Annotated in this window: 18 protein-coding genes; 11 read left to right on the top strand and 7 right to left on the bottom strand. The window is 59.7% G+C overall.

Annotation, left to right across the window (positions count from 1 at the left end):
- The first annotated feature begins 195 nt into the window (after positions 1–195).
- Positions 196–1,890 carry a sulfatase-like hydrolase/transferase gene (locus B2A78_RS07680; protein WP_077729334.1) on the top strand — a complete coding sequence of 565 codons (1,695 nt, stop codon included), beginning with the start codon at positions 196–198 and terminating at the stop codon, positions 1,888–1,890.
- A gap of 173 nt (positions 1,891–2,063) precedes the next feature.
- Positions 2,064–3,524 (top strand): arylsulfatase, encoded by a 1,461-nt coding sequence (locus tag B2A78_RS07675; RefSeq protein WP_077729479.1) that lies wholly within the window; start codon positions 2,064–2,066, stop codon positions 3,522–3,524.
- 268 nt (positions 3,525–3,792) lie between these two features.
- Here B2A78_RS07675 and B2A78_RS07670 read toward each other — a convergent pair whose 3' ends face one another.
- Complete coding sequence (locus tag B2A78_RS07670; protein ID WP_205780695.1) at positions 3,793–6,165, bottom strand: tetratricopeptide repeat protein; 2,373 nt, start codon at positions 6,163–6,165, stop codon at positions 3,793–3,795.
- 262 nt (positions 6,166–6,427) lie between these two features.
- Positions 6,428–7,912, bottom strand: a complete 1,485-nt coding sequence (locus tag B2A78_RS07665) for an alginate export family protein (RefSeq protein ID WP_077729475.1) — start codon at positions 7,910–7,912, stop codon at positions 6,428–6,430.
- A gap of 578 nt (positions 7,913–8,490) precedes the next feature.
- Between B2A78_RS07665 and B2A78_RS07660 the strand changes: the two genes are divergently transcribed.
- Both B2A78_RS07660 and B2A78_RS07655 read left to right on the top strand, forming a co-directional pair.
- Positions 8,491–10,353, top strand: coding sequence for a GTPase domain-containing protein (locus B2A78_RS07660; protein ID WP_077729332.1), 1,863 nt, complete (start codon positions 8,491–8,493; stop codon positions 10,351–10,353).
- 3 nt (positions 10,354–10,356) lie between these two features.
- The gene (locus tag B2A78_RS07655) at positions 10,357–12,036 is read left to right on the top strand and encodes a GTPase (protein WP_077729330.1); all 1,680 of its coding nucleotides are present in this window, start codon (positions 10,357–10,359) and stop codon (positions 12,034–12,036) included.
- Positions 12,037–12,211: 175 nt separating this feature from the next.
- Here B2A78_RS07655 and B2A78_RS07650 read toward each other — a convergent pair whose 3' ends face one another.
- Both B2A78_RS07650 and trxB read right to left on the bottom strand, forming a co-directional pair.
- Positions 12,212–12,382, bottom strand: a complete 171-nt coding sequence (locus tag B2A78_RS07650) for a rubredoxin (RefSeq protein ID WP_077729473.1) — start codon at positions 12,380–12,382, stop codon at positions 12,212–12,214.
- A gap of 102 nt (positions 12,383–12,484) precedes the next feature.
- Positions 12,485–13,444, bottom strand: a complete 960-nt coding sequence (gene trxB, locus B2A78_RS07645) for a thioredoxin-disulfide reductase (RefSeq protein ID WP_077729329.1) — start codon at positions 13,442–13,444, stop codon at positions 12,485–12,487.
- 84 nt (positions 13,445–13,528) lie between these two features.
- Here trxB and B2A78_RS07640 point away from each other — a divergent pair, with 84 nt between their 5' ends.
- From B2A78_RS07640 to mtaB, 3 genes are read left to right on the top strand one after another with little or no spacing between them, the layout of a single operon-like run.
- Positions 13,529–15,931, top strand: coding sequence for a DNA translocase FtsK (locus B2A78_RS07640; protein ID WP_077729328.1), 2,403 nt, complete (start codon positions 13,529–13,531; stop codon positions 15,929–15,931).
- Between the two features lie 18 nt (positions 15,932–15,949).
- Positions 15,950–17,179 (top strand): spore maturation protein, encoded by a 1,230-nt coding sequence (locus B2A78_RS07635; protein WP_077729471.1) that lies wholly within the window; start codon positions 15,950–15,952, stop codon positions 17,177–17,179.
- A gap of 7 nt (positions 17,180–17,186) precedes the next feature.
- Entirely contained in the window at positions 17,187–18,506 is a 1,320-nt protein-coding gene (gene mtaB / locus B2A78_RS07630; RefSeq protein WP_077729469.1) for a tRNA (N(6)-L-threonylcarbamoyladenosine(37)-C(2))-methylthiotransferase MtaB, read from the top strand.
- Here mtaB and cysZ read toward each other — a convergent pair.
- Entirely contained in the window at positions 18,449–19,219 is a 771-nt protein-coding gene (cysZ, locus tag B2A78_RS07625) for a sulfate transporter CysZ (protein ID WP_077729327.1), read from the bottom strand. The genes mtaB and cysZ overlap by 58 nt on opposite strands.
- Before the next feature lie 433 nt (positions 19,220–19,652).
- Between cysZ and B2A78_RS07620 the strand changes: the two genes are divergently transcribed.
- The 4 genes from B2A78_RS07620 to B2A78_RS07605 all read left to right on the top strand — a co-directional run bounded on the left by B2A78_RS07620 (position 19,653) and on the right by B2A78_RS07605 (position 23,832).
- Positions 19,653–20,204, top strand: coding sequence for a macro domain-containing protein (locus tag B2A78_RS07620; RefSeq protein WP_077729326.1), 552 nt, complete (start codon positions 19,653–19,655; stop codon positions 20,202–20,204).
- A gap of 56 nt (positions 20,205–20,260) precedes the next feature.
- Positions 20,261–20,830 (top strand): nicotinamidase, encoded by a 570-nt coding sequence (locus B2A78_RS07615; protein ID WP_077729325.1) that lies wholly within the window; start codon positions 20,261–20,263, stop codon positions 20,828–20,830.
- 657 nt (positions 20,831–21,487) lie between these two features.
- Positions 21,488–22,966 carry a SulP family inorganic anion transporter gene (locus B2A78_RS07610; protein ID WP_077729324.1) on the top strand — a complete coding sequence of 493 codons (1,479 nt, stop codon included), beginning with the start codon at positions 21,488–21,490 and terminating at the stop codon, positions 22,964–22,966.
- A gap of 14 nt (positions 22,967–22,980) precedes the next feature.
- The gene (locus tag B2A78_RS07605; RefSeq protein WP_077729323.1) at positions 22,981–23,832 is read left to right on the top strand and encodes a universal stress protein; all 852 of its coding nucleotides are present in this window, start codon (positions 22,981–22,983) and stop codon (positions 23,830–23,832) included.
- 214 nt (positions 23,833–24,046) lie between these two features.
- On the opposite strand, the gene B2A78_RS07600 is transcribed toward B2A78_RS07605, so the two are convergent.
- Complete coding sequence (locus B2A78_RS07600) at positions 24,047–25,408, bottom strand: sigma 54-interacting transcriptional regulator (RefSeq protein WP_077729322.1); 1,362 nt, start codon at positions 25,406–25,408, stop codon at positions 24,047–24,049.
- A 4-nt stretch (positions 25,409–25,412) separates the two neighbouring features.
- Positions 25,413–25,985, bottom strand: a complete 573-nt coding sequence (locus tag B2A78_RS07595) for a hypothetical protein (RefSeq protein ID WP_077729321.1) — start codon at positions 25,983–25,985, stop codon at positions 25,413–25,415.
- Between the last annotated feature and the right edge of the window lie 3 nt (positions 25,986–25,988).

Genomic DNA, 25,988 nt, shown 5'->3' with positions numbered 1-25,988 from the left:
CTCGGAAGAACGATCCTGTGCGTTCCTCTCAAGGATGATTTCGCCTTCGAAGTTCGACAACGTGATTCAAATGTGAATCGTTGTCCGCGTCCCTTGTCAAATAGGCGTTATCTTGCGCATCGTCGGCTGGCTCTCGATCGTTCTTGAGCGGCGAGAGAGTCGAACGAGCATGACACGCCGACAAGGAGGCACAGCATGTACGGTAGGAAACCACCACGTCCCAGCGGCGGCAACTCGATCGTGCTGACATGCGCGTTCGCGGCGAGCGTGATGCTGACTGCCGGGGCTGCGACTGCCGCAGACATTACCCGCGGATCGACCACGGGCCAAACCGACGCCCCGGGGTACGACCATCCCAACCAATACCTTCACGTTCAGGCGGAAAGCATCGCGGAAAACATGGAACCGGTGATCCCGCGCGCCGACCAGGAGCGGGAAGCCCGGCAGAAGCTCGACGAACTGGAACAGAAATTCGGTAAGAAGCCGAATATCCTTATTTTCCTGATGGACGACGTGGGCTGGATGGACCCAGGGTTCAACGGCGGCGGCACCGCGGTCGGCAACCCCACCCCGAACATGGACAAGCTGGCCCGGGAAGGTCTGATCCTGACCTCGGCCTATTCGACGCCGAGTTGCACCCCGACCCGAGCGAGCATTCATACCGGTCAGAACCCCCTGCACCACGGGCTCTTGCGGCCCGCCCTGTACGCCGAACCCGGCGGACTGGACGGGGCGGTGACTATCGCCGACGTGCTCGACGATTTGGGTTATTTCACCCAGGGCGTGGGCAAGTGGCACATGGGCGAGAACGAAGGGTCCCTGCCTCAAAATGTGGGTTACGACGACTATTACGGCTTCCTGTCGGTGTCGGACATGTACACAGAGTGGCGGGACGTGTACTTCAACCCGGAAATCGCCCTGAGTCCTTCGCGGACCGAGATGATGGAAAAACTGCCCTTCAACCGCAACAACGTGCACTGCGTGAAGGGTCAGAAACAGTGCGAAAACACCTACGAGATCAACCTGACGACGATCAAGAACCTGGATCAGGACTGGGCCGCGTACAGCGAAAAATTCATCCGGGATAGAGCCGACAACGACCAGCCCTGGTTCCTCTATCATGCGCCCCGAGGCTGTCACTTCGACAACTATCCCAACGAGGAGTACGCGGGCAAGTCCCCGGCGCGCACCGTCTACAGCGACTGCATGGTGGAAATGGACGATGTTTTGGCCCGCTTGTACAAGGCCCTGGAGGACAGTGGGCAAATCGAAAACACGCTGATTATCCTGAGCTCCGACAACGGACCCGAATGCGAAGTGCCGCCCCACGGCCGCACCCCGTTCCGCGGCTGCAAGGGCTCGACCTGGGAAGGCGGCGTACGGGTACCGACTTTCGCCTACTGGAAAGGGGTGATCAAGCCCAGAATCTCGGACGGCTTGTTCGATCTGACCGACCTCTTCAACACCGCGGCATCTCTGGCCGGAGCGCCCGGCGCCGAGGTGGCCAAGTACGTGCCCGCGACCGGGTACTATATCGACGGCATCGACCAGACCTCGTTCCTGCTGGCCGACGAGGGCGAATCGAATCGCCGCAGTATCATCTATACCCTCGGTGATCAAATGTCCGCGATTCGCCTCGATGAATTCAAAATGTATATGGTCGTCGAGCTCGAGCAGGCGGTCTTCGACCGGGGCTATACGGGCGGGTTCACCGGTGCCATCGTCGAAACGATCCCCGGAGGCGCGGTCGTCAATCTCTACACCAACCCGGGCGAAGATGTCGGCGAAGGCATCAGGCACCTCCCCGTCACGACGGTGATAAGCCAGGAAGCCGAACGCTACGAAGCCGTCCTGGAAAAGTACCCGCCCAACATCAAGATAGGCTTCTGAAGGTGGCTCGATAGTGAAGCGTCCCGCCACAATGCGGCGGGATCGGTCTTTTCCCGATACGGGCGGCGTCGCGGCCACACTCTCGAGGGGATGAACGGCGCCGCCCTACGACCGATAAGAGGCATCGAATGATTGAACGCCACACGTTTCCACTCACAAGGCGACCGCTGCTGATGGCGTTTTGCCTTGCTCTGCTCCAGCCCCTCATCTGCGCGGAGGCACAGGCCGCCCAGCCGAACGTTCTGCTGATTCTCACCGATAACACCGGCTGGGGGGACTGGGGCGCTTATGGCGGCGGAGCGCTGCGCGGGGCGCCGTCTCCGCGGATCGACCAGCTCGCCGCGGAAGGCATGCGGCTCGAGAATTTCAACGCCGAGGCCCAGTGCACGCCGAGCCGCGCGGCGCTGATGACCGGGCGGCTCGCCGTCCGCAGCGGCGCGCAGAACGTGCCGATCGGGACTTCCTTCTACGGCCTCGTGCCATGGGAGGTGACTCTTGCCGAGGCGCTGTCCGACGCCGGATACGCCACCGGCGCCTTCGGCAAGTGGCACCTCGGCCGCACGCCCGGACGCTGGCCGACCGATCAGGGGTTCGACGAATGGTACGGCATCCCCAACAGTACCGACGAAGCCGTCTGGACGACGCCTGAAGTGCTTCAGGAGTATTCGGTCCCGGCGGACGCCCAGGTTCCGGAAGCCGACCAGCCCTGGATCATGGAGGGCCGCAAGGGAAGCGAGCCTCAGCGGGTCAAGCTCTACGATCTGAACGAGCGCCGGCTGATCGACGCCGAACTCACCCGGCGGGCGATCGATTTCATGAAACGCAACGTCAGAAGCGGAAAGCCGTTCTTCGCGTATGTGCCGCTCACGGCGACCCATTATCCCACTCTCCCGCATCCCGACTTCGCGGGAAAGAGCGGCCACGGCGACTATGCGGACATGCTGGTGCAGACCGACCACTACGTCGGCCGAATGCTCGATGCCCTCACCGAACTCGGCGTCGAGGACGACACGGTGGTGATCTTCGCCTCCGATAACGGGGTGGAGGACCCCGATGCCGGAGACGGCCAATTCAGCGGCTGGAGCGGACCTTGGGCCGGCACCTACGTCACGGCGATGGAGGGCGGCATACGGGTGCCCTTCATCATGCGTTGGCCGGGCAAAGTGCCTGCCGGCGCCGTCAACAACGCGATCGTGCACCTGGTGGATATCTTCCCGACGCTGGCGGCGTTCGCCGGAGCCAAGGTTCCCGATGACCGCCCCATCGACGGCATCGACATGGCCGATTTCTTTCTGGGAAAACGGGAAGACTCCGGCCGCGAGGGTTTCGTGATCTATGTGGGCGACGACCTGAGGGCGGTGAAGTGGCGGAACTGGAAAATCCACTACGCCTGGCAGGAGACGAAATACAGTCCGGTCGAGCGCTTCTCGACCGCGCCGAAGGTAGTCGACCTGACCCGCGATCCGCGGGAAGAGCGGCAGGCCGCCGAGCCCTACAACACCTGGATCTTTTATGCGAACACCATCACGACCGATTTCCGACGCAGCGTCGAACAGTGTCCGAACGTGCCGGTGGGCTCCCTGGACTCCTACAAACCGCCTCCCTCATGCGCCTTGGGGGGAGTATCGAGGTAATTCGGCTGGGAGGGCCTCGAATGCGCACGAAGAGGCGCATTTGTCGGCAAGGGATTGCCGACCTACTCAGCGATTGTAGGTCGGCAATCCCTTGCCGACGACAACACTAAACATTTTCCAAGTGTGTAGTCACAGGCCGCAGATCAATCGCTCGGCTTTGGTTGAACCTGTTTTCGCAACACCTCCACCAGCGGCGTAGGTCGGCAATCCTTTGCCGACGGAAGCGTCTCGCGATATATTCCTAAAGTGTGTAAAAACAAGCCACCGCTCAATCCCTCGACTTGCGCCGCCCCTGTTCTTGGAGCTCCGCTACCAGGGCTGCCCTCTCCGGATTCTCGGGTTCCAATTCGGCGAGAGTCCGCGCGTAGGAGAGCGCTTTGTGCGGCTGCCCGTTGTCTCGGTAGATGCTCGCGAGCGCAAAAAGCAAATCCCGATCGAAAGGGTGTTGCCGGAGTGCGCTCTGAAGCATCGCAATGGCCTTTTGCGCCTGCCCGACGCCGTTCAGGGCTACGCCATAGACGTAGGCATAGCGGGCGTTGCCGCGGTCGAAGCTAACCGCCAGTTTCAACTCCGCCAAGGCTTCGGACATGCGCTTCTGGCGCACCCGCAGCAATCCGACCGCATGGTGCAGGGCGGCGCTTTCGGGACTGCGTCGCAACGCCTCCCGCAACACCGATTCCCCCTCCGTATCGCGGCCCAGCGCGCGATAAAGATCCGCCAGGTTGACCGATGCCGGCACGAAGCCCGGGTCCAGCTCCAGAGCGGTGCGCAAGGCCGCCTCGGCCCGATCGAACCGGCGCTGGGCCGCATGCACCTGCGCGAGATTGAGGTGCGCTTCAGGACGATCCGCATTGAGCCGCTGTGCCGCCATGTATTCGGCGATACCCCGAGTCAACGCAGTCCGCTGTTCGGACATCAGGTGTTCCGCCGGAACATCGGCCAGCACCCGTGCCGCCTCGATGCGCACAGCGCGGACCCGGTCCCGGAGTAAATCTGCCAGAAACCGGAAACGGGTTTGTGGTTCCGCGCCTTCCAACGCACCGGCCGCCGCCTCGCGAACCAGCGGGTCGTCGTCGCGCAACTGCCTGCCGATTACCGAGAGGGAGCGAGGATTCGGAACACGGTCCAGGCGAGCCAGCGCACTCGCCCTGGCGATCGCCGGCTGACTTTTATCCTCGGCGAGGCCGAGCAAGCGCTCGACCACGCCGGGCGCTCCCGTGGAACCGTCGTGCAGTATTTCGGCATATCGCTGATAGCCCTCGGGCGTATGCCCGTACCACTGCTCTACCCGCTTCGCCGCCCAAGCGGGCGAATGGTCTGCATGGCATCGGTTGCAGGCGTTCGGCGTTCCCAATTTGACGGACAGATCCGGCCGCGGCACGCGAAAGCCATGATCGTGTCGCGGATCGACGATCATGTAGGTCGTCGCCGGCATATGGCATTCGATGCAGTCCGCGCCGCGGGAATTCAGCGGATGAAAATGGTGCTTGGGGCTTTCGTACTTCCCAGCCTCATGGCACTGGAGACACACCTCGCCCTCGGGAGCACGCAACCCAAGGCTGTGCGGCTCGTGACAATCGCTACAGGTCACACCGTGCCGAAACATCTTGCTCTGCAGAAACGAGCCGTAGACATACACCTCGTCGCGCATCTGCCCATCCGGGTGATAAAGACCGTCCTCCAGCAGCGCCAACCGATGGGTGTCGCCCAGCGGACGACCATGACCATAGTCTTCGGAAATCGGACCACGCCGCGAATGGCAGCGAGCGCACATTTCGATTTCCCGCGTAGACCGACGCGGCGCCGAGCGCACGGCATTGCCGCTTTCCGGATTCGGCATCCATTGAACGGACTTGCGCTCGTTGAGCGCAATGACCAAACCCTTGCTCCCATCGTCGTGGTGCTGTCCGTCGCCTTCCTTCTTTGCCCACGCGACGTGATTCGAACCGGGGCCGTGACAGGCTTCGCAAGACACGTTGACTTCCGAGAACGTGGTCGAATAGTGCCGCGCCTTGAGCTCGTAATTCTTCGTCACGTTCGTCGAATGGCACTCCGCGCACATGTAGTTCCAGTTCTGGTTTAGGCCGGTCCAGTGCAGCGGATGGCTATGGGTCACGTTCTGATCCGGGTAGAGGTGAAACCAGCGCTGCCCGCCTTCCGCCTTGGGCCGGGTGTCCCAGGCGATCCCTAATGCCTGCAGGCGGCCGCCCGGCAGCGGAATCAGATATTGCTGCAGCGGCGTCGCGCCGAAGGTGTACCGGATTTCATAGTCGCAAAGCTGCCCGTCGGGTCCGTCGGTGCGAACCATGAAGCGGCCATCGCGGCGAAAAAAGATGGTAGTCGCCCCGGCATAGGTGAACGAGGCATTGTCGAAGTCGCCGGCAACCGTCTCTTCGCTGGCGGGACGCATGGCCAGCTTGTGATGAGAGCCCCGCCAGAGCCGATTCTCTTCCTGATGGCAATCCGCGCAGACCTGTTCCCCGACGTAAGTCGGCGCCGGCGCAACGGCCTTCTCCACGGTTTTCCTCGAGCGTTCCGGAACGGTTTGCTCGGGCCGTCCCTGCCAAAGCGCAATGCCGATCACCGCGACTGTGCCAGCGACGGCCAGCGCCCGCAGAAACATCGCGCGTCGCGGTTTCATTGGGGATATCAAAGATCCGTTCTTGACCGTTCGACCGGGGGACTGGGTTCGGTGGGATTGGCCATTCCGGCCTGATCGGTGTTTGTCGCTCCGTTTTCGCATTCCTTGCTCCACTATGATTGCCGTTCCTTAACGGTCAGTTAGACCGCCGCACCAATGATTTTAGAGCGGGGGGCGCTCCGCACAAGGCTTCCATGGACCGAGAGATAGACCCGAATACGATGTCGTAGCTAAACAATCCGTAGCCGACAAACGCGTCGGATTAGAACCGCAGCAAAGTTTGTACGTAAAAGTAATCCACGTCCTTTGGATCCGGCGCGTTCGGAGCATCTTTCGCAAATTCGCCTTTGATCAGGCGCGCCCAGCCGGATTCGAACGACACGTTGGAAAACGCATCCCAGCGCGCCGAGACTTCCACCAGATGGCCGATGAAATCGCCGGAGCGGCCGGTTCTATCCTGTAGTCTCGCCGGCGTCCATTGATCCTTGTCCGATGCGAGCCAGAACATCCGGTGGGACACGAACGCCGACAAATCGCTGCGCGGATTGACGAAAAGCCGGTAACCGGGCGAATTGATATTGCTGCGGGCGAAGGCGCCGAAAATCCCGGTGGGACCGAACTCGAACCTGCGCGCCCCGTATAGCGTGTCGAAACGCTGGTTCTTGCCGTCGTTGGGATTTTCATCGCCCGTGGCGTAGTCGTACTGGGCTAAGAACCGGGGCGACCAGGGCATATCGAAGGTATAGCCCAAGGAGGCGTGTTGATACCAGGCTTCATGGGACAGATCCCGCGTGTCGTTGCGGCCGGTCGTCGCCCGAGATTCGCCGACCTGGGCGATGGTCTCCACCTGCATGTCCCATTGTCCTTTTCGCGGCGGCCTGATTAAGCGCACGCCGGGCGTGAACAAACGGCGGTTGGTGGTGGCGCCGTTGGGCCGGTCCTCTTCGTGCAAGTGGAATAAGTAGGCCTCACCGTTGATGCCCCAAATCAAGTCGGAGGCCTCGAAGAACAGGCCGGAGAAATAGGTACGGTATTCTTCCTCGTCGAATTCGTGTACCCCCTCCAGCAGATCGGCCTGGCTGGTGGGTAGCCGGTTGACCGGCTGAGTGGCGAAAGCGCGCAGTTGCCATTTCCCCTCGCCATCCCTCAATCGGAACGTCACGCCGGTAAAGGCATTGATGGTATTGCGGAAAACGTTGCGGGCGACCAGACGGCGGCTGCCCAAATTCATGGTCTGCCGTCCCGCTTTGACTTCCATTCCGAGTCCCGAATCCAGCACGTCCTCGTCGGACCAGGCGCCGTAGATCTGTAAAAAGTCCGCTTCGTTGACATGGGTGTTATTGAGCGTCGAGCCTTCGTCGGCCCCGTATTCCCGTGCATCCAAAAATTCTGCGCCGATTCTGAAAGGCTCGAAATTCGCCTCTAGAAACACACAAGTTTGCATAGGAATCTGCTGGTCGCCGCCCGAGGCTCCGGCGCGGAATTGTCCGTCCAGTACTTCATAGCGGGTGCGATGCTCTATGCTGAAGTTCAACCAGCCCGGCAAACCCAACATATCGTGCGCATTATGAGCGGGGCGCGCCGGCACCACACCGGCCAAATAATCGTTCATTTGGCTGCCGAAGCAACTGAACGGCGGACGACCGCCCGTCTTCGGCTTCTCCTCTTTTTGATCGACGGCAGCCTGACCTTGAAGGGATGCTGCGATCAGCACAACGCCGCACGCTATTTTTATGCTTCTCTTCACGAATGGCCCCAGCACAAAATTTGTTATGAAATTACAACATAAAGATGCAATACGACCAACATCGGAGCAGCGCCGAAATAACGTGTAAAATCGAATGCTTAGAAGCGGTCTTCAAACGTCACGAGCGACGTCAGGCCAAGGCGCGAAAGGGCGACCCGAAGCCACGGGACCCGCGGAGGGAACAGCCGTTAGGCTGGCCCGCAGGGCGAGCCCCAGGGATGGGGCGAGTCAAAACCGGAGTGTACCGAGGAGTACATGACCATTTCTCCAGGAGAGAAATGGGACGCGCGGTAGCGCGCCCGGTAGGGTGACAAATCGGCAGGATAGCCGATTTGCACGGCTCGGCCGCCCGTAGGGGCGAACCACAGGGATGTGGTGAGTGAAAAACAGGGATGTTTTTCATCAGCATTTTGAGCCCTTGAGCAACGCCGGCATGGCGGCGCGCAGTAGTTTGAAGACAGCTTCTTAGAGATGCGTCTCCACGCGAAGCTAGCCGAACTCTTACAGTTTTCCTCGGCCAAAATAGTGTGGACAGGCAACGCCTTCACCAACAGAACTACAATTTCCTGACACAGACCATGTCCTCCAGCAATCGGGAAGGTAGCGCCTTCCAATTTCAGGACCAGCGCGTGCGCAATGCCATCGTGTACAATCTGCCTTTCAGCAACGTGGCTGTCTCTTCAGCTCCCCAGACCATGCTTTCCTTTATCCGCCGCTTGAAGCAGAGCTATGAAAGTGTCTCGAAGCACGTCCCGCCGGACGATGAGGCGCGCTTCCTCGAATTGCGAAGAAACTTGCAATCCATAAGCTTCGGCGAGGCGGTACTGGAAAAGGGAGAATTGAATCGGTCGAGGAAGGATCATCCGCTACAGATTGCCGTTTTAGGCCCCACGCAAGCGGGAAAAAGCTCGGTCATCAACTGGCTGCTCGAGAAGAAGCTTGCCGAGGTCAGTCCGCTCGCCGGTTTTACCGTTCATCCGCAGGGGTTTTGCATCAATCTCCCGCCCGACCGCGTGGAATGGATCGACGGCTATTTCCGGCAATACCAGCGCTGCCCTCGGGATGTGCTTCCGTCCGACCGCTACGACTGCTTCGCACTACTGGAGACCGCAGCCGATGCGCGTCATGTCTTGAGCGGGTCCGTACTCTGGGATACGCCGGATTTCGATTCCGTCGATGCCGAAGAGTACCGGCAAGCCGTCCTGCGCGTGGCGGCCTTGGCCGACGTGGTCTTGCTGATATTGAGCAAGGACAAGTACGCCGATTTGTCGGTCTGGGAACTGATCGATCTATTGGAGCCGCTGTCGCAACCGACCGTTATCTGCCTGAACAAAATCGAGAAAACGTCCTACCAGACTTTGGTCGGATCGCTCCAAGAGAAGTGGCGAAACGCCCGGCGGGACCCGCCTCCGCCCATCATTACCGTCCCTTATCTGGAAAACATTCAGGTCGACGACTTTGCCCTGCTGCACAGCGAGCGCACACAACTTCTCGGCGCCGTAGATCGGGCAATCCGGGAAGTCCGTCGCGAGCGGCACGCGAAGAATGCGAAGCATTTTGTCCAGGTTCATTGGCGCGACTGGCTGGCGCCGGTCAAGGCCGAGCACAGCCTCAAGACCGAATGGCACAGCTTGGTCGATGAGGCCGTCCGCGACAGCCTGAATCTTTACAAGCGGGATTATCTCAACCATCCCCACCATTACGAGACATTCCAGCGAGCGCTGGCAGAACTCCTGACGCTGCTGGAAATTCCAGGCCTCGCGGGCACGCTGCTCACGGCACGCAAGATCGTGACCTGGCCGGTGCGGCAGATCGTAAAACTCGGCCAGGCCGTCGGCGGCCGCCGCCAGCAGAGCATCAGCGGCGAGGCTGCGATCCTGCACCAAGCCGCCGAACACCTGTTCATACGCATCAGCGAAACCATTCTTCTGAAACGCGACGACGATCCGTCCCGGCAAGCCTGGTGGAAAGAGATGGCAGGACTGCTCAGAACCACGAGACCGGTCCTGACGAACCGCTACGAATTGGCTGTCGACCAATATATTCGGGCGTTTCAACCGGAGATCGAGAAAACCGCGCACAGTCTGTACGATCGCCTGCGGGAACATCCCGCAGTCTTGAATGGCCTCAGGGCCACCCGCGTCACCACCGACGCTGCAGCACTGGCCGTGGCCCTGCATACCGGCGGCATCGGCGTGCAGGATTTCATCATCGCACCGGCCATGCTCTCGCTGACGACCATGCTCGCCGAGAGCGCGCTGGGGCGTTACATGAGCAAAGCGGCGGCCGACCTCAAGCAGAAGCAGTTCAAAGCCGTGGAAGCATTATTCGACAGAACCGTTCATGCCTATTTGAACGGTCTACCGGGGCAGATGGACACCTCCCGTCAGTTCAACATTTCCCCCGAGGCCATCGAGTCGGCCGAAGCGCAACTGGTTTAAGCCATGCAAATACCCTTCGAACAACTGCTGATGACTGCAAAGGGCTGGGCGGAAAAAGCCCAAGCCGAAGGATGGCTCACGTCAGGGGACATCCACGCCCTAAACGAAGTGGACATCGGAACGCCGGCGGCCCTGTTCGAAGCCGGCGCACACCGCCCCTTGGTTGCGGCTTTTTTCGGCGGGACCGGCGTCGGCAAGAGCACCCTGCTGAACCGGCTTGCCGGCCAGGGTATCGCCCGAACCGGCGTCGAGCGCCCTACTTCTAGGGAGGTGTCCCTTTATCTCCACGATTCGGTGAAAATCCAACACCTCCCGAAGAACTTTCCCATCGACCGGGTGCGCACGGCCTATCACCACGATGACCGGCGCCGGCAAATCCTCTGGATCGACATGCCCGACATCGACAGCATCGAACAGAGCAACCGGGAACTCGTGCTGGACTGGCTGCCTCACATCGATGTTTTGATTTACGTGGTCAGCCCCGAGCGCTATCGCGACGATAAAGGCTGGCGCCTGCTGCAGGCCCACGGCGGCGAGCACGCCTGGCTGTTCGTCATGAACCAGTGGGACCACGGCCACCCCGCTCAGATCGAAGATTTCGCTAAACTGCTGACCAAGGCCGGTTTCAGGAATCCCATCTTGCTCCGAACCGACAGCCGCGAAATCGAAGGAGAGCGAAAACCCGACGATTTCGAGACTTTGCAGGCCATCCTCCAGGACATGGCCGACCGCCATGTCATCCATCAGCTGGAGATGCGGGCGGAAACCTTGCGCCTCGATGCGCTTCGGGACGCTTTGCACGATTGTCTCGAAAAACTCGGCAACCGCGACGGTTACGCCGGCCTAGAACCGAATTGGTCCGGGATCTGGCAGGAAATGCACGATGATTTGATGAAGGGCTTGGAATGGCCGATCCAAGAGGTCTCCCGCGCGTTCGTCACCCATGAAACCAGCTTGCTCCGCCGGCGCATCGATTTGACCAAATCTCCCGACGAGAAACCCCGATCCGAAAAAGCGCCGCCCGAATCGATCTTGTGGGATGACTGGGCGGAAAGTCGGTATCGGGACGCGCTGGATCATTTGATCGTCGAAGCCGGCGAACGGGGACTTGCCGTGGTCCCGCTCAAGACGCGGCTGGACCAGTTGGCGGGCGGAGTGGGCCGCACCGTTCTCTCGGAGGGGCAGCGGTCGCTGCGGCTGGCATTGGCCAATCCGGGAAACGCGCTGCAACGTTTCTTCCTGAAACTTTCCGGCTTCCTGACGGTTTTCCTACCGCTGATCGCGATCGGATGGGTTTCCTACCAAGTCGTCAAAGGCTATTACGAAAGCGCGCTTTACCACCTGGGCTATCTGGGAACCGATTTCGCGATACACAGCGTATTGCTCATCGCCCTGTCCTGGCTGCTGCCCTATTTTCTTTATCGAAAGCTGAAGCCCTCGGCCGAACGCACCGCGATCAAGGGACTGCGAGACGGCATCGGGCTGGCTTTGGATCTGAGCGGCGATAGGGTGACGGAACTGCTCCGGGAGATGGAGCAAGAACGTCAGGCCTTGATGGAAGAAGGCCGCCGGATCGCCAGCCTTTCATCGCCAACCCAAGCTCCCGAAGCCGTTCAGGGTTCGAAACTGCTGGAACGGGTTCTCCCGGCGTCCGTCCGAAAGCGCCAGAAGACCGTCGGCTAGAACGTTGTTCATCAAGGTTTAGCAGTGTGGATCGGGAAGGTTGTAGGTCGGCAATCCGTTGCCGACGACCCGTCATGTTTCCCGCCTCGTCATGTCGGGAAAGGATTCCCGACCTACTACAGCTAACTCGTAGGTCGACAGTCCTTTGCCGACGAAGTGCCCGAGTTCGCCCGGCTTACTCCATGGCATCGAAGTAACTTTTGTCCACCCCGCATTCGGGACATACCCAATCGTCCGGAATGTCTTCCCAACGCGTGCCGGGCGCGATACCGGAATCGGGATCGCCCAGTTCCTCGTCGTAAACATAACCGCAAGCGGAACAAATGAACTTTCGATATTGGGACATGGATAACGGCTCCATTAATTGATCTTCTTATTCGAGCAATCCTGCGGGCAGCCGACGTGTCCGGCCGCTCGCATTTTTTTCAAGAGTTAAGCGAGACGGCGATCAGCCGCCTCCGATACCGTCCAGGTATTTCTCGGCATCCAGCGCCGCCATGCATCCCGAACCGGCAGACGTGACCGCCTGGCGGTAAACGGGATCGGCTACATCGCCGGCGGCGAATACGCCCGGCACGCTGGTCGCCGTCGCATTGCCTTCGAGCCCGCTCTTAACGATGATGTAGCCGTCGCGCATCTCCAATTGCCCGGCGAATATTTCGGTATTGGGCGTATGGCCGATTGCGATGAAGACGCCATCCAGCGTCAAATCCTTGGACGAGCCGTCCTGTGCGCTCTTGATGCGCAATCCGGTGACCCCCGAGTCGTCGCCCAGCACTTCGTCCACCACATGATTCCACTCGATGGTCACGTTGCCGGATCGCGCACGTTCCAGCAGTTTTTCCGAAAGAATCTTTTCCGATCTAAACTTATCGCGCCGATGCACGACGGTGACATGGGATGCGATGTTGGCGAGATAAAGGGCCTCTTCCACCGCCGTATTTCCGCCGCCGATGACCGCCACGGGCTTGTTCCGATAGAAAAATCCGTCGCAGGTCGCACACGCCGATACGCCTCTGCCCTTGAACGCTTCCTCCGACGGCAGGCCCAGATAGCGGGCGGAAGCACCCGTGGCGATGATCAGGGCATCGCAAGTATATACGCCGGAATCGCCGCTCAGCCGGAACGGCCTGGACGACAGATCGGCCGTATGAATGTGATCGAAGATGATTTCGGTCTCGAAGCGTTCGGCGTGACGGCGCATGCGCTCCATGAGATCGGGCCCTAGCAGTCCCTCGGGGTCGCCGGGCCAATTGTCCACCTCGGTGGTCGTGGTCAATTGTCCGCCCATTTGGATACCGGTGACGAGGACCGGGTTCAGATTGGCGCGCGCCGCATATATGGCGGCGCTGTATCCAGCCGGACCGGATCCCAAGATCAACAACCGGCAATGTCTTTGTTCGGTCATGTGCTCCTCGGTTGGGTTATCGCAACAACAAAATACCAAGTATGACGATAAGTTTTTGGGGCGTAAACCCCGGCTCTTGATTAAATGACGCCGATTTTGAACAATACCCCGGTCATTTATTTATTTGATTTGGTGAGAATTTTGTCGCAGTTTTACAAAAAGCTCACGATCGGTCAGGATCTGGGCTCGGTACTGGTCAGAGGGCTGCGCGAAGCAGCCTTTTTGATTTACCTGGCTATTTCGTTGTTTTTCCTGATCTCCCTGATGACTTTCGACTCGAGTGATCCGGGCTGGTCGCATACCGGCACGGGCCATCCCATCGCCAACGGCGGTGGCGCGGTCGGGGCCTGGCTCGCGGATTTCTCCCTTTCCCTGTTCGGAATACCGGCTTTCCTGTTTCCTTTTTTGCTGTCCGGTTACGGCTACGCTATCTACAAAGGCCCCGCCTCGAAAGAACCCTCCGGCGCCGCGAACTACCTGTTTCGCTGGTTCGGTTTCGGGACCGCGATGGCGGCAGGCTCCGCTTTGGCCGATATTCACGTACTGCGTCTGCCGTTTCCTCTTCCCGTGACCAGCGGCGGCATCCTGGGCCAGGAAGCGGCCGGACTATTGACCGGCGCGTTCGGCACGACCGGCGCCACCATATTGCTCATCTCGTTTTTTCTGGCAGGCGTATCGCTTTATACCAGCCTTTCCTGGCTGGGCTTGCTGGACGCGGTGGGGAAAGGCGGCTTGATGGTCGCCAACGGCTTTTTCGCCGCGTTCCGAGCGCTTGCCGGAACATTCCGACCGGAACGGCAGCGCGAAGAAAGCGAGCCTCGGATCGACGCACCGAGAGATAAGGTCAAGCCCAAGCGAATCGAGCCCACGGTCAAACGCAAACCTCAGCCCCCGGAAGTCAAAGACACCAAAGAGCCCAAGGAACCCAGGGAACCGTTCCGGTTCCGAAAAGCTGCGAAGCCGGTTAGCACGCCTTTGCCGAACGAGGGCGAACTGCCTCCGCTCGATTTGCTCAACAATGTCGCTCCGAAGGTCAGGGGCTACTCCGACGCGGCGCTGGAGGAAATGTCCCAACTGGTGGAGACGATCCTCGCGGATTTCGGCGTGGAGGTCCAGGTCACCGAGGTCCATCCCGGCCCCGTCATCACGCGATTCGAAATCCAGCCGGCGGCCGGCGTCAAGGTGAGCCGGATCAGCGGACTGGCGAAAGACCTGGCGCGGGCCTTGTCCGTCACCAGCGTCCGGGTGGTGGAAATCATTCCCGGCAAATCCGTGATCGGCCTCGAAATCCCCAACGAGGAGCGCGAAACCGTACTGCTCCATTCGGTGCTTTCGTCCGAACCTTACCAGCACTCCGGCTCGCCCCTGACCCTGGTTCTCGGAAAGGACATCAGCGGCCAGCCGGTGGTGGCGAATCTGGCCCGCATGCCTCACCTTCTGGTGGCTGGCACCACCGGCTCCGGCAAATCGGTCGCCGTCAACGTCATGATCCTCAGCATGCTTTACAAGGCACGGCCGGACGAGATCCGCCTGATCATGATCGATCCCAAGATGTTGGAACTCTCGGTGTACGAGGGCATTCCCCATCTTTTGACCCCGGTCGTCACCGATATGAAGGAAGCCGCCAATGCCCTTCGTTGGTGTGTGGCGGAAATGGAGCGTCGCTACAAGCTGATGTCCATGCTGGGCGTCCGGAATCTCGCGGGATTCAACCAGAAGGTCACCGAGGCCATCGAGTCCGGCGAGCCGCTACACGATCCCATGTGGTCCGCCGATCAGGCCCTGGAGGGCGAAGAGCCCCCTACCCTATCGCCGCTGCCGTATATCGTCATCGTCATCGACGAGTTGGCGGACATGATGATGATCGTGGGCAAGAAAGTGGAAGAACTGATCGCCCGTCTGGCACAGAAGGCGCGCGCCGCCGGGCTGCATTTGATTCTGGCCACCCAGCGTCCGTCGGTCGACGTCCTCACCGGCTTGATCAAGGCAAACATCCCGACCCGCATCGCCTTCCAGGTATCGTCGCGCATCGATTCGCGCACCATCATCGACCAAGGCGGCGCCGAAGCCTTGCTGGGCAATGGCGACATGCTCTATCTCCCCCCCGGCACAGGACTCCCGATGCGGGCGCACGGCGCTTTCGTGTCCGACCAGGAAGTCCACAACGTGGTCGAGTTCCTGAAACGGACCGGGCGTGCCAACTACATCGACGAAATCACCCGCTTCTCCGAGGACGGCGGCGATTTTTCCGGCGGCAGATCATCCGGCGGCGGCGACGGGGAAGAACTGGACGCGCTTTACGACGAGGCCGTGCGGTTCGTCACCGAATCGCGCAAGGCGTCGATCTCCAGCGTGCAGCGCCGGTTCAAGGTGGGCTACAACCGCGCGGCGCGGATGATCGAAGACATGGAGAAGGCCGGCATCGTAGGGCCCGCCGAAACCAACGGAAGCCGTGAGGTTTTGGCTCCGCCGCCGCCCGATGTCTGAAAACAACGTCCCGATTTGTTGCTGAATTATCTCTGGGCCGGCTTTTTCCTGGCCGCCTTTCTGTCCGGACTGGTCCAGTGGCTTTGGCTGGGCGATACGGAGATTTTCGCCCGACTAATGCAGGCGGTGTTCGACAGTGCCAAAGCGGCTTTCGAGATTTCCCTGGGACTGACCGGCGCCTTGGCGTTCTGGCTCGGGATGCTTCGGGTCGGCGAACGCGGCGGGTTTCTCAGGCTGCTTACCCGTGGGCTGACACCTTTGCTCCGCCGCCTGATGCCGCAGGTTCCTCCGGATCATCCGGCCATGGGCGCCATGGTGATGAATCTCTCGGCAAACGTCTTGGGCCTCGATAATGCCGCCACGCCGCTCGGCATCAAGGCCATGCAGGAGCTGCAAAATCTGAACCCGAAGCCCGACACCGCCACCGACGCTCAAATACTGTTTTTCGTGATCAACGCGTCGTCCATTACCTTGTTCCCCGTATCGATTCTGGTGTTCAGGGCGCAGATGGGCGCGGCTCATCCTGCGGATGTCATGGTTCCCATCCTGATGGCGACCTTCTGCTCCACCTTCGTCGGATTCGCGAGCGTCGCCCTGCGACAGCGCATCGAATTTCGCGATCCGGTCATCATGGCTTATTTGGGCGGGTTCATGTCGGCCGTCGCCGGAATCGCGATTTATTTCGGCGGACTCAGTCAGGACGAGATGCAGCGGAACTCGGCCGCTTTCAGCAATCTGCTGTTGTTCTCGCTTATAGCCCTGTTCCTGGCGGGTGCAGTCCGCCAGCGAATTAATGCTTACGAAGCCTTCGTCGAAGGCGCCAAGGAAGGGTTTCACACGGCGATCGCCATCCTGCCTTATCTGGTGGCGATGCTGGTCGCCATCGGCGTGCTGCGGGCCAGCGGGCTGCTGGAAGCGATCATGTCCGGAATACGTTTTCTTTGCGATGCCGTCCGAGTCGATGCACGCTTCGTCGATGCCTTGCCGACCGCGCTGATCAAGCCGTTCAGCGGCAGCGGCGCGCGTGCGATGATGCTGGACAGTATGCGCGCTTACGGCGTCGATTCCTTTGCGGCACGGCTCGCTACCATCATTCAGGGCAGCACCGAAACGACCTTTTACGTGCTCGCGGTGTATTTCGGAGCGGTCGGTGTCAAAAACGTCAGATATGCAATAGGCTGCGGACTTCTGGCGGATCTGGCCGGAGTATTTGCGGCCATAGCCATTACCTATCGATTTTTTGGTTAAGAACATCATGCGCGTCAACTTGAAAGCCTTGGGCTGCCGCCTCAATGAAGCGGAACTCGAAACCTGGGCGCGGCAACTCCAGCGGGAGGGCCATCGCATCGTCGACGACTCCGAGGAAGCCGATCTCATTGTGCTCAATTCCTGTGCCGTTACACAGGAGGCCGTGCGCAAATCCCGGCATCTGATACGCCGCGCGGCGCGCGAAAACCCAAAAGCGAAGCTGGTCCTGAGCGGATGCTACGCCACCCTGAACCGGGAGGAAGCGGAAGGCCTGGGCGTCGATCTGGTGGTCGCCAACGAGAACAAGGCAAAGCTGATCGATATCGCCAAGGACGAACTCGATCTGCCGGTCATGCCGGCGTTTTCGACCGATCCCGGCGAATCGGCCTTATTCCGGCTCGGCCGGCAACGCGCTTTTGTCAAGGTTCAGGACGGCTGCCGTTACCGCTGCACGTTCTGCATCGTCACCGTCGCGCGCGGCGAGGAGCGGAGCCGGAGCCTAGACGACATCGTCGCCGAGATCGACGACCTGCACGCCCAAGGCGTCCAGGAGGCGGTGCTCACCGGCGTTCATCTAGGAGGATACGGCAGCGACCTCGGCTACGGGCTCGATCGGCTAATTCGCGCCGTACTCGAACGCACCGACATCCCGCGCCTGCGCCTGGGCTCCCTGGAACCCTGGGATTTGCCGGATTCCTTCAGCGAACTTTTCGAGAATCCGAGATTCATGCCGCACCTGCATCTGCCGCTGCAAAGCGGGGCCGATTCGGTACTGAAACGCATGGCCCGTCGCTGCAAAACGGCCGATTTCGCCCGGCTGGTAGGCCGATTGCGGAAGGACGTTCCGGACATCAATATCACCACCGACGTGATCGTCGGGTTTCCCGGCGAAACCGAAGCGGAATGGCAAGAGAGCCTCGCGTTTATCGAGTCGATCGAGTTCGGCCACATCCATATCTTCGCCTACTCGCCCCGCTCCGGCACCAAGGCCGCCGAAATGCCGAGCCATGTCCCGGCCGAGCTCAAGAAGGCCCGAAGCCGCGCGCTGCACGAGCTTTCGGAAAGACTGAAGCGGGCAAACTTCGAGCGATTCCTGGGGCGCGAATTTCCGGTTCTCTGGGAAACCGAGAAAGCGGCGTCGGACGATGTCCCCGAGGTTTTCGGTTATACGCCGAATTATCTGCGCGTGGCGGCCCGAGCCGAAGCAAAACAATCCTTGGCGAACCGCATCACCAACGCTCGACTGAGGGCTGTCGCCGATTCGGGCGATTATCTCTTGGCCGAACCGGCATCCGGCCGATCCCCGATCTGTCCTTCCAAGAAATAAAGCGTGGCGCCGATCACCGCTGCCGGCGGGATCAGCACGTTCAGCAAAGGGATGGTTAGCCCCAGCGTGACCAGGCCGCCGAAGCTGAACACACCGAACGGCAGTTTCTTCGCGATGCGGCGCTGCTCGTCGAACCTGTAGCCATGGACCTCGAGCGGATAGGCCATGTATTCGAGCGCCAGGAACCAGGCGCTGAACGCCAGCCAAAGGAACGGCGCGATGAGGTTGAGGCCCGGAATCAGAAAAAGGACGAGCAACGGAACGGCGCGGGTCAGAAAATATAGCAACCGCTTCGCCTCCGACAACGAATCACTCACCAGCGCTTTACCCAAGGAGGCTTCCGACACCAGCGCCGGCTGCCCTTTCAGCAAGACGACCGTCTTTTCCGCCAAACGTCCGTAGAACGGCGCCCCGATCAGATTGGCCAGCATCGTGAACGTGAAATACACGATGAGCAGAAAACTCAGTCCGAACAGAGGCCACAGCAGCCAGCGCAGAAAATCCAGCCAGGCCGGCACCAGCCAGTCTATGAAAGCCGAAAAATAATAAATCCCGCCGACCAGGGCGATTCCGTAGAGCACCAGGTTGATCAGCAGCGGAATTCCTACCAGGTGGCGCAGACCGGGCGTCGAGAGCAAGCGTAATCCGCGCAGGAGACAGGCGGCGGAAAGATGCAGGTTATTGAGTTTCTCGGTGTTTACTGGGTAATTCATGAATGGGTTAAATCCGGATTAGGAACAGCTCATTTCTGACTGTCGATTTCAGGGAGTTCTCCACAGGCTCGACCGCGTAGTCTTGTTTTCCGCTTTGATACGAGACTTTTTCCGAGGAGACGAGTCCATGCCATTATCCTACGGCTCTGAAGGCCGCTTGGCCATAAGGCACGCGACTGACGATTCAAGACGAACTTACCGCTGGCGCCCAAGCTCCAAGCTTGGGAGCAATTCCCGAGAAGCTGTAGTTTCTCGCAATGGGTTCCCAAACCGGAGTTCGGGAACCAGTCCGCCACCGTTCTGTCTCCTGGTCGAGATTTCGCGTTCACGAGGACGGCAGTAAAGGTCAAACCTGAGCGAATTATTGCGATTTACGGTCCGGTCACGTGGCAAAGTTGTCGTCACCAACAGCGCGACTGAGGGAGTGACATCGATGACCAAACGAATTATCCACGACGTAGCGATCGAATGCATACAGGGGAACATCGCCGATCAGCCCGACATGGAGGCTATCGTCAACGCGGCCAATGCCGCGCTGCGCACGGGTGGGGGCGTAGCCGGCGCGATCCACCGGGCCGCAGGGCCCGGACTCGAAGAGGAATGCCGGCAGTTCGCCCCGATTCGTCCCGGTCAGGCGGTCATCACCGGCGCTCATAACCTGCCCAACCGTTACGTGATCCATTGCCTTGGGCCGGTCTACGGGGTTGACGAACCCGCCGGCGAACTGCTCGCCGCCTGCTACGGCAACGCGCTTCACCTGGCCGAGCAGAACAACATCCGGTCCGTCGCCTTCCCGGCGCTCTCAACCGGCGCGTTCGGCTATCCGATGGAAGCGGCGGCACATATTGCCTTTAGGACTATTTTCGACGAAGCAACGAAGCTCTCGTCGGTCGAACACATACGCTTCGTCCTGTTCCACGCGAAAGACCTGCAGTTGCACGCCAGAATCCTCGAGACCGTTTCGGAACACGAGTCCAAAACGTGATCTCAAGTCGACACCTTTTATGGGTGATTTAGCGTCGAGATGAAAGGTGAACGAGAATGACGAATATCGACAGCCTATTTGCACCCGGCGACGCCTTGATCGTGGTCGATGTGCAGAACGATTTTTGTGCGGGCGGGGCGTTGCCTGTCGAAAACGGCGATGCGGTGGTGCCTGTACTCAACCGTTGGATTGAGGCCGCCACTAAAGCAAACGTTCCGGTCTACGCCTCGCGTGACTGGCACCCCGTAGGGCATGTCAGCTTCCAAGAAAGCGGCGGCCCGTGGCCGCCTCACTGCATCCAGGACAGCGAGGGCGCCCGCTTTCATCCGGAGCTGAGACTGCCCGATTCGGCCATCATCGTGACCAAGGGCGTGCGCTTCGACCAGGATCAAAATTCCGCCTTCGACCAGACCGGACTTGCCCGACATTTGCGCAAAGCAGGCATCAGGCGCCTCTGGATAGGCGGTCTCGCGGAGGATGTCTGCGTGCTGGCCACGGTGCTGGACGCACGCAAGGAGGGGTTCGAGGTCATGGTGATCCAGTGTGCCACCCGTCCGGTCACGCCTCAAGGCGGAGAGAAAGCCCGACGGGAGATGCAGGATGCGGGCGCCGGCATTGCCTCCTGACTCGCGTTTGCAGCACAGGACTGCCCGCTTCACGACTACTGTGAAGTTATATTGTTCCACAGAAACAATTCATTTCGTGGACAAGCCTGACATAACCCACTAAATTGTCAACCAAACGTAAACAAAAGCGAAGCGACAATTGATCTGTCCGATGCCTTACCACACCTCTCCGACTCCGCCATAGCGTCGCCTGCCCTGTCCTACTCGGCAGGACATCCGCCCTTCCTACCCAGCTTTTTCGAATTTGCCGTCAGATGCCCTGAATGACGGACGCCGGCTATTTTGCTGTCGAGAACCACGCTTGGGCGGAACCTGATCAAGTCTGTCTCGGTTTATTAACCAGGCTTATAAATTAGGCCGGGTTAATCCGGGGCAGGGTTTCCTTAGCGCGGCGACAAGCTGCGTAAGCTCGGCCTAAGCGTGTTACCGGCCTGGGCGGCGGCCCGAAATACCGGGAGGGTATTTACGGGCCTGATTGATAAAGAAAGCCCGGACGCAAGAAGCAGCCAGGCGTCGGATATCGGACGAACTGCACCGTTGGCGGGACGATCAACGGAAAGATCTTCAATTTCGCCGTTGCCGTTAGTCGGCATTCTTCAGATCGTTGAGTTCGTCGCGATAACTATCCTCGTTGTTTTTATTTGATTGGAGCGTCAAATGCTAATGTCCGTTCGACAAGACTGGTTTTCCAATATTCGCAGCGATCTGCTATCGGGTACCGTGGTGGCGTTGGCGCTGATTCCAGAAGCGATCGCGTTCTCGATCATCGCGGGGGTCGACCCCAAGGTCGGCCTGTACGCGTCGTTTTGCATCGCCGTCGTTACCGCCTTCGCGGGCGGCCGTCCAGGCATGATCTCCGCAGCCACCGGCGCCATGGCGCTGCTCATGATTACGCTGGTCAAAGAGCATGGGCTGGAATACCTCTTCGCCGCCACTATTCTGACCGGCATTCTGCAAATCATTGCCGGTTATCTCAGACTGGGCGACCTCATGCGGTTCGTGTCGCGGTCGGTGGTGACGGGGTTCGTCAACGCCTTGGCCATTCTCATCTTCATGGCGCAACTACCCGAACTCACCGGCGTGAGCTGGCATGTCTATGCGATGACCGCCGGCGGTTTGGCCATCATTTATCTGTTCCCGTTCCTGACTAGAGCCGTTCCGTCGCCGCTCGTTTGCATCGTGGTTCTGACCGCAATCGCCATAGGGTTCAACCTGAATATCCGTACCGTGGGCGACATGGGGCAACTGCCCGACAGTCTGCCGGTGTTCCTGTGGCCCGATCTGCCGCTGAATGTCGAAACCCTTGGAATCGTTTTCCCCTATGCCATCACCATGGCCATCGTCGGGCTACTGGAGTCGATGATGACGGCCACCATCGTCGACGATCTCACCGACTCGCCCAGCGACAAGAACCGGGAGTGCAAGGGCCAGGGCATCGCCAATATCGCGGCGGGCCTGTTCGGCGGCATGGCGGGCTGCGCGATGATCGGCCAGTCCGTGATCAATGTGAAGTCCGGCGGGCGGACGCGACTGTCCACCCTGACGGCAGGCGTTTTCCTGTTGATCATGGTCGTATTCTTAGGACCCTGGGTGTCGCGCATCCCGATGGCGGCGCTCGTTGCCGTGATGATCATGGTTTCCATCGGAACCTTTAGTTGGGACTCTATCCGCAATCTGAGCAAATACCCCTTGAGCACCAATATCGTCATGATCACGACCGTCGCGGTGGTGGTCGCGACCCATAATCTCGCTCTCGGCGTTTTCGTCGGCGTATTGCTGGCCTCATTGTTTTTTGCGAACAAGGTCGGTCAGTTTCTCGAAGTCCGTTCGAAGTCCAGCGATGACGGTTCGATACGGACTTATCTCGTGGTCGGCCAAGTGTTTTTCACCTCCGCCGGCAAGTTCACCGCAGCCTTCGATTTCAAGGAGGATATCGATAAAGTCGTGATCGATTTGACTCGCGCCCACTTCTGGGACATCACGTCGGTGAGCGCGCTGGATAAAGTCGTCATCAAGTTCCGGCGCGAGGGCATCGAGGTCGAGATCGTCGGTTTGAACGAAGCCAGCGCGACCATCGTGGATCGGTTCGCGGTGCACGATAAACCGGAAGCCGTAGAAAAATTGATGGCCCACTGACAGAAGGTTTTAGTATGACTAAGGTAATGGCATGTATCGATGGGTCCAGGGCGGCTACGGCGGTCTGCGACTATGCGGCCTGGGCCAGTCGGCGCCTTCGGGCTCGGCTGACTTTCATTCATGTGCTGGACAAGTCGCAGTACCCGGTGGACGGCAATCTGAGCGGCAATATCGGGTTGGGCAGCCGCGAATCCTTATTGGAAGAACTGACGGCTCTGGATGAAAAACGCGGGAAACTCGCACGCGAACAGGGCCGGTTGATGCTGGCGGCGGCAAAAGAGCGTGCGGTGGCCGACGGCGTCGAGTCGCCATCCTGCGTTCAACGCCACGGCAGCCTGGTGGATACGCTTCTGGAACTCGAGGAGGATATACGCTTATTGGTGATGGGCAAGCAGGGCGAAAGCACCAACGGCACCAATCGTCATATCGGCAGCCACCTGGAAACGGTGATCAGAACGATGCACAGACCCATTCTGGTAACGCCCCATCAATTCCGGGAGCCCGAACGGGTCATGTTCGCTTTCGACGGCAGCGCGACCACGCGCAAAGGCATAGAGATGGTTGCCAACAGCCCGCTATTCAGAGGGCTTTCCTGTCACATTCTGATGGCCGGCAAAGACGGTGCCGGTCTGCGTGAGCACCTCGACTGGGCCAGAGCCACATTGGCGCGGGCCGGCTTGGACGTGACGGCCGAAATCCGCGAGGGCGACGTCATCAACGTTTCCGAGCGGTACCGGCAAGAGCATGGCATCGACCTGTTGATCATGGGCGCCTACGGCCACTCCAGGATACGCGAGTTCCTGGTGGGCAGCACGACGACGAGCATGCTCACCAATGCCTCGCTTCCCGTGCTGGTGCTGCGATAACGAAAAATCGAAAAGGTAAGCGATGGAACCGGCAGGAAGAAAAATAAGGCTATTTTTTCTTAGTTTTTTTCTCGTTCGCAAACTCCTGTTTGGGAACCCGCACGAAGAAGCTTCCGCTTCTCGGGCGACCCGGGGCAGACCTTTCCGGCCTGCCTGCTTGCCCTGCCGGTTCGCGATCGATGGGTTTCGCTATCGCTCTACCCATCCTACTGCCCTAAGGCGCTACGTCGGAACTCTTGAACAACGACGGATTCATGCCGTACCGGCTGAGCAAGCGGTAGAACTCGGTCCGGTTGCGCTTGGCCAGCTTGGCGGCTTGAGTTACGTTGCCGTTGGTCATCTGCAACAGCCGGATCAGATAGTTTCGCTCGAACTGTTCCCTGGCTTCCTGCAGGGACAGGAACGACGCCGGTTCGTCCCGCAACGCCCGTTGCACCAGCGTCACCGGGATGAGCGGCGTCGAGGACAGCGCGACGCACTGCTCCACGACGTTACGGAGTTGCCGCACGTTTCCGGGCCATTCGAAATTCACGAAACATTCCATGGCCTCCGGCGAAAATCCCTTGACCCGATTGCCGTAGGTTTCCGCGAGATCCCTCAGGAAATGCATCGCCAACAAAGGAATATCCTCGGGCCGCTTGGATAGGGGCGGAAGCATCAAGGTGACGACATTGAGCCGGTAATAAAGGTCTTCGCGGAAGTTCCCTTCCGCCATGGCCTTATCCAAATCCGCGTGAGTTGCGGAAATGATGCGCACGTCGACCGGCTCGTCATCGGTGGCGCCCACCGGGCGCACCTTCATCTCCTGGAGCGCGCGCAACAGCTTGGCCTGAAAAGACTTGGGCATGTCGCCGATTTCGTCCAGAAACAGAGTGCCGCCGTCCGCGGCACGGAAGAGCCCTTTGTGATCGCGGGTGGCGCCTGTGAACGCGCCCCTGCGATGCCCGAAAAGTTCGGATTCGAAGAGATTTTCCGGAATCGCGCTGCAATTGACCGCCACGAACGGCCCGTCCGCCCGCGTACTGGCCTCGTGAATCGCGCGCGCGAGCAACTCCTTGCCAGTGCCGCTCTCGCCGCCGATAAATATGCTCGCCTTGCTCTGTGCGACGCGATTGGCCTGGCTCAGCAACTCCTCCATGAGAGGGCTCTGTGTGACGATGTGTTGTCTCCAAGCGTCCTGATCCACCGTGACGCCGCTGGTCAGTCCGATCCGCATGGCCTGGTTGACCAGCTTGACCAGTTCGTTCTTGTCCACAGGTTTGGACACGAAGCCGAACACGCCCCGCTTGGTCGCGCTGACGGCATCGCTGATCGTGCCGTGGGCCGTCATGATGATGAAGGGCAGCGTCGGATATTGCTCATGGAGAAAGTCGAACAACGCCAGGCCGTCCATGCCCTCCATACGCAGATCCGTCACGACGACATGGGGGCGAAACACGGAGACCCTCGAAATGGCCGCCGGTCCGCTGTTCACGGTTTCCAGTTCAAATCCCGCTGAGGTGAGACGCAGGGCCACCAGGCGCAACAGATCCGGATCATCGTCCACCAATAGGACACGTTTACGTGCAGTGTTCATAGGATTATTGTCCGCTGTCTGGCTCGTCTAAACGCTGCTCGATAGCTTTGAGCGCATCCAGCTTCTCTTGAAGCTCTTTCAGCTCGCTCTCTTGCGTTTTCAGCCGCCGGTGCACTTTCTTTTCTTTCGATACGGTGTGAGAGACCTGACGCTCCGAGTGTTTTCGCCGCTCGATTTCGTTGTCGAGACGGCTCAAAATTTCTTTCTGATAAATCAACAAGGCTTTAAGCCGTTCGTCCTGAAGTTCGGCCAAAGAGGCGTCCACGATCACGGAGGCATTCCTGATGTCGCCACAGGCCTCGGTCGCCGCCTGGGCAAAGAAAAAATGCAGACGTACGCCTAAGCTGCGATCGGCCTGGTAACGCTGCAACAGTTGCTGACATTCGGATAGCCGCTCGGCCGGAGGCAGGCGGGCAATCTCGGCGGCAAAACTGAGGAGATCCTCGAACGCATAGCTGGCGTATTTCTGCTCGGACGCTTTGGGTGCAGTATCAGCACTCTCCTTGCTTCTGAATCCTGCGCAACCCGTGATAGCAAACAGCACGATCAGAGCTGTAGCGCGGGAGGGGAATTTCATGTA

Source organism: Methylocaldum sp. 14B (genome assembly GCF_002005105.1).
Lineage (GTDB): Bacteria > Pseudomonadota > Gammaproteobacteria > Methylococcales > Methylococcaceae > Methylocaldum.
Note: the sequence above shows the minus strand (reverse complement) of the source record. Positions and strands in the feature narration are given on the sequence as shown.

Coding starts and splice junctions, on each gene's coding strand:
- B2A78_RS07680 (WP_077729334.1), top strand. CDS start 196: ATGTACGGTAGGAAACCACCACGTCCCAGCGGCGGCAACTCGATCGTG.
- B2A78_RS07675 (WP_077729479.1), top strand. CDS start 2,064: ATGGCGTTTTGCCTTGCTCTGCTCCAGCCCCTCATCTGCGCGGAGGCA.
- B2A78_RS07670 (WP_205780695.1), bottom strand. CDS start 6,165: ATGAAACCGCGACGCGCGATGTTTCTGCGGGCGCTGGCCGTCGCTGGC.
- B2A78_RS07660 (WP_077729332.1), top strand. CDS start 8,491: ATGTCCTCCAGCAATCGGGAAGGTAGCGCCTTCCAATTTCAGGACCAG.
- B2A78_RS07655 (WP_077729330.1), top strand. CDS start 10,357: ATGCAAATACCCTTCGAACAACTGCTGATGACTGCAAAGGGCTGGGCG.
- B2A78_RS07650 (WP_077729473.1), bottom strand. CDS start 12,382: ATGTCCCAATATCGAAAGTTCATTTGTTCCGCTTGCGGTTATGTTTAC.
- trxB (WP_077729329.1), bottom strand. CDS start 13,444: ATGACCGAACAAAGACATTGCCGGTTGTTGATCTTGGGATCCGGTCCG.
- B2A78_RS07640 (WP_077729328.1), top strand. CDS start 13,529: ATGACGCCGATTTTGAACAATACCCCGGTCATTTATTTATTTGATTTG.
- mtaB (WP_077729469.1), top strand. CDS start 17,187: ATGCGCGTCAACTTGAAAGCCTTGGGCTGCCGCCTCAATGAAGCGGAA.
- cysZ (WP_077729327.1), bottom strand. CDS start 19,219: ATGAATTACCCAGTAAACACCGAGAAACTCAATAACCTGCATCTTTCC.
- B2A78_RS07620 (WP_077729326.1), top strand. CDS start 19,653: ATGACCAAACGAATTATCCACGACGTAGCGATCGAATGCATACAGGGG.
- B2A78_RS07615 (WP_077729325.1), top strand. CDS start 20,261: ATGACGAATATCGACAGCCTATTTGCACCCGGCGACGCCTTGATCGTG.
- B2A78_RS07610 (WP_077729324.1), top strand. CDS start 21,488: ATGCTAATGTCCGTTCGACAAGACTGGTTTTCCAATATTCGCAGCGAT.
- B2A78_RS07605 (WP_077729323.1), top strand. CDS start 22,981: ATGACTAAGGTAATGGCATGTATCGATGGGTCCAGGGCGGCTACGGCG.
- B2A78_RS07600 (WP_077729322.1), bottom strand. CDS start 25,408: ATGAACACTGCACGTAAACGTGTCCTATTGGTGGACGATGATCCGGAT.
- B2A78_RS07595 (WP_077729321.1), bottom strand. CDS start 25,985: ATGAAATTCCCCTCCCGCGCTACAGCTCTGATCGTGCTGTTTGCTATC.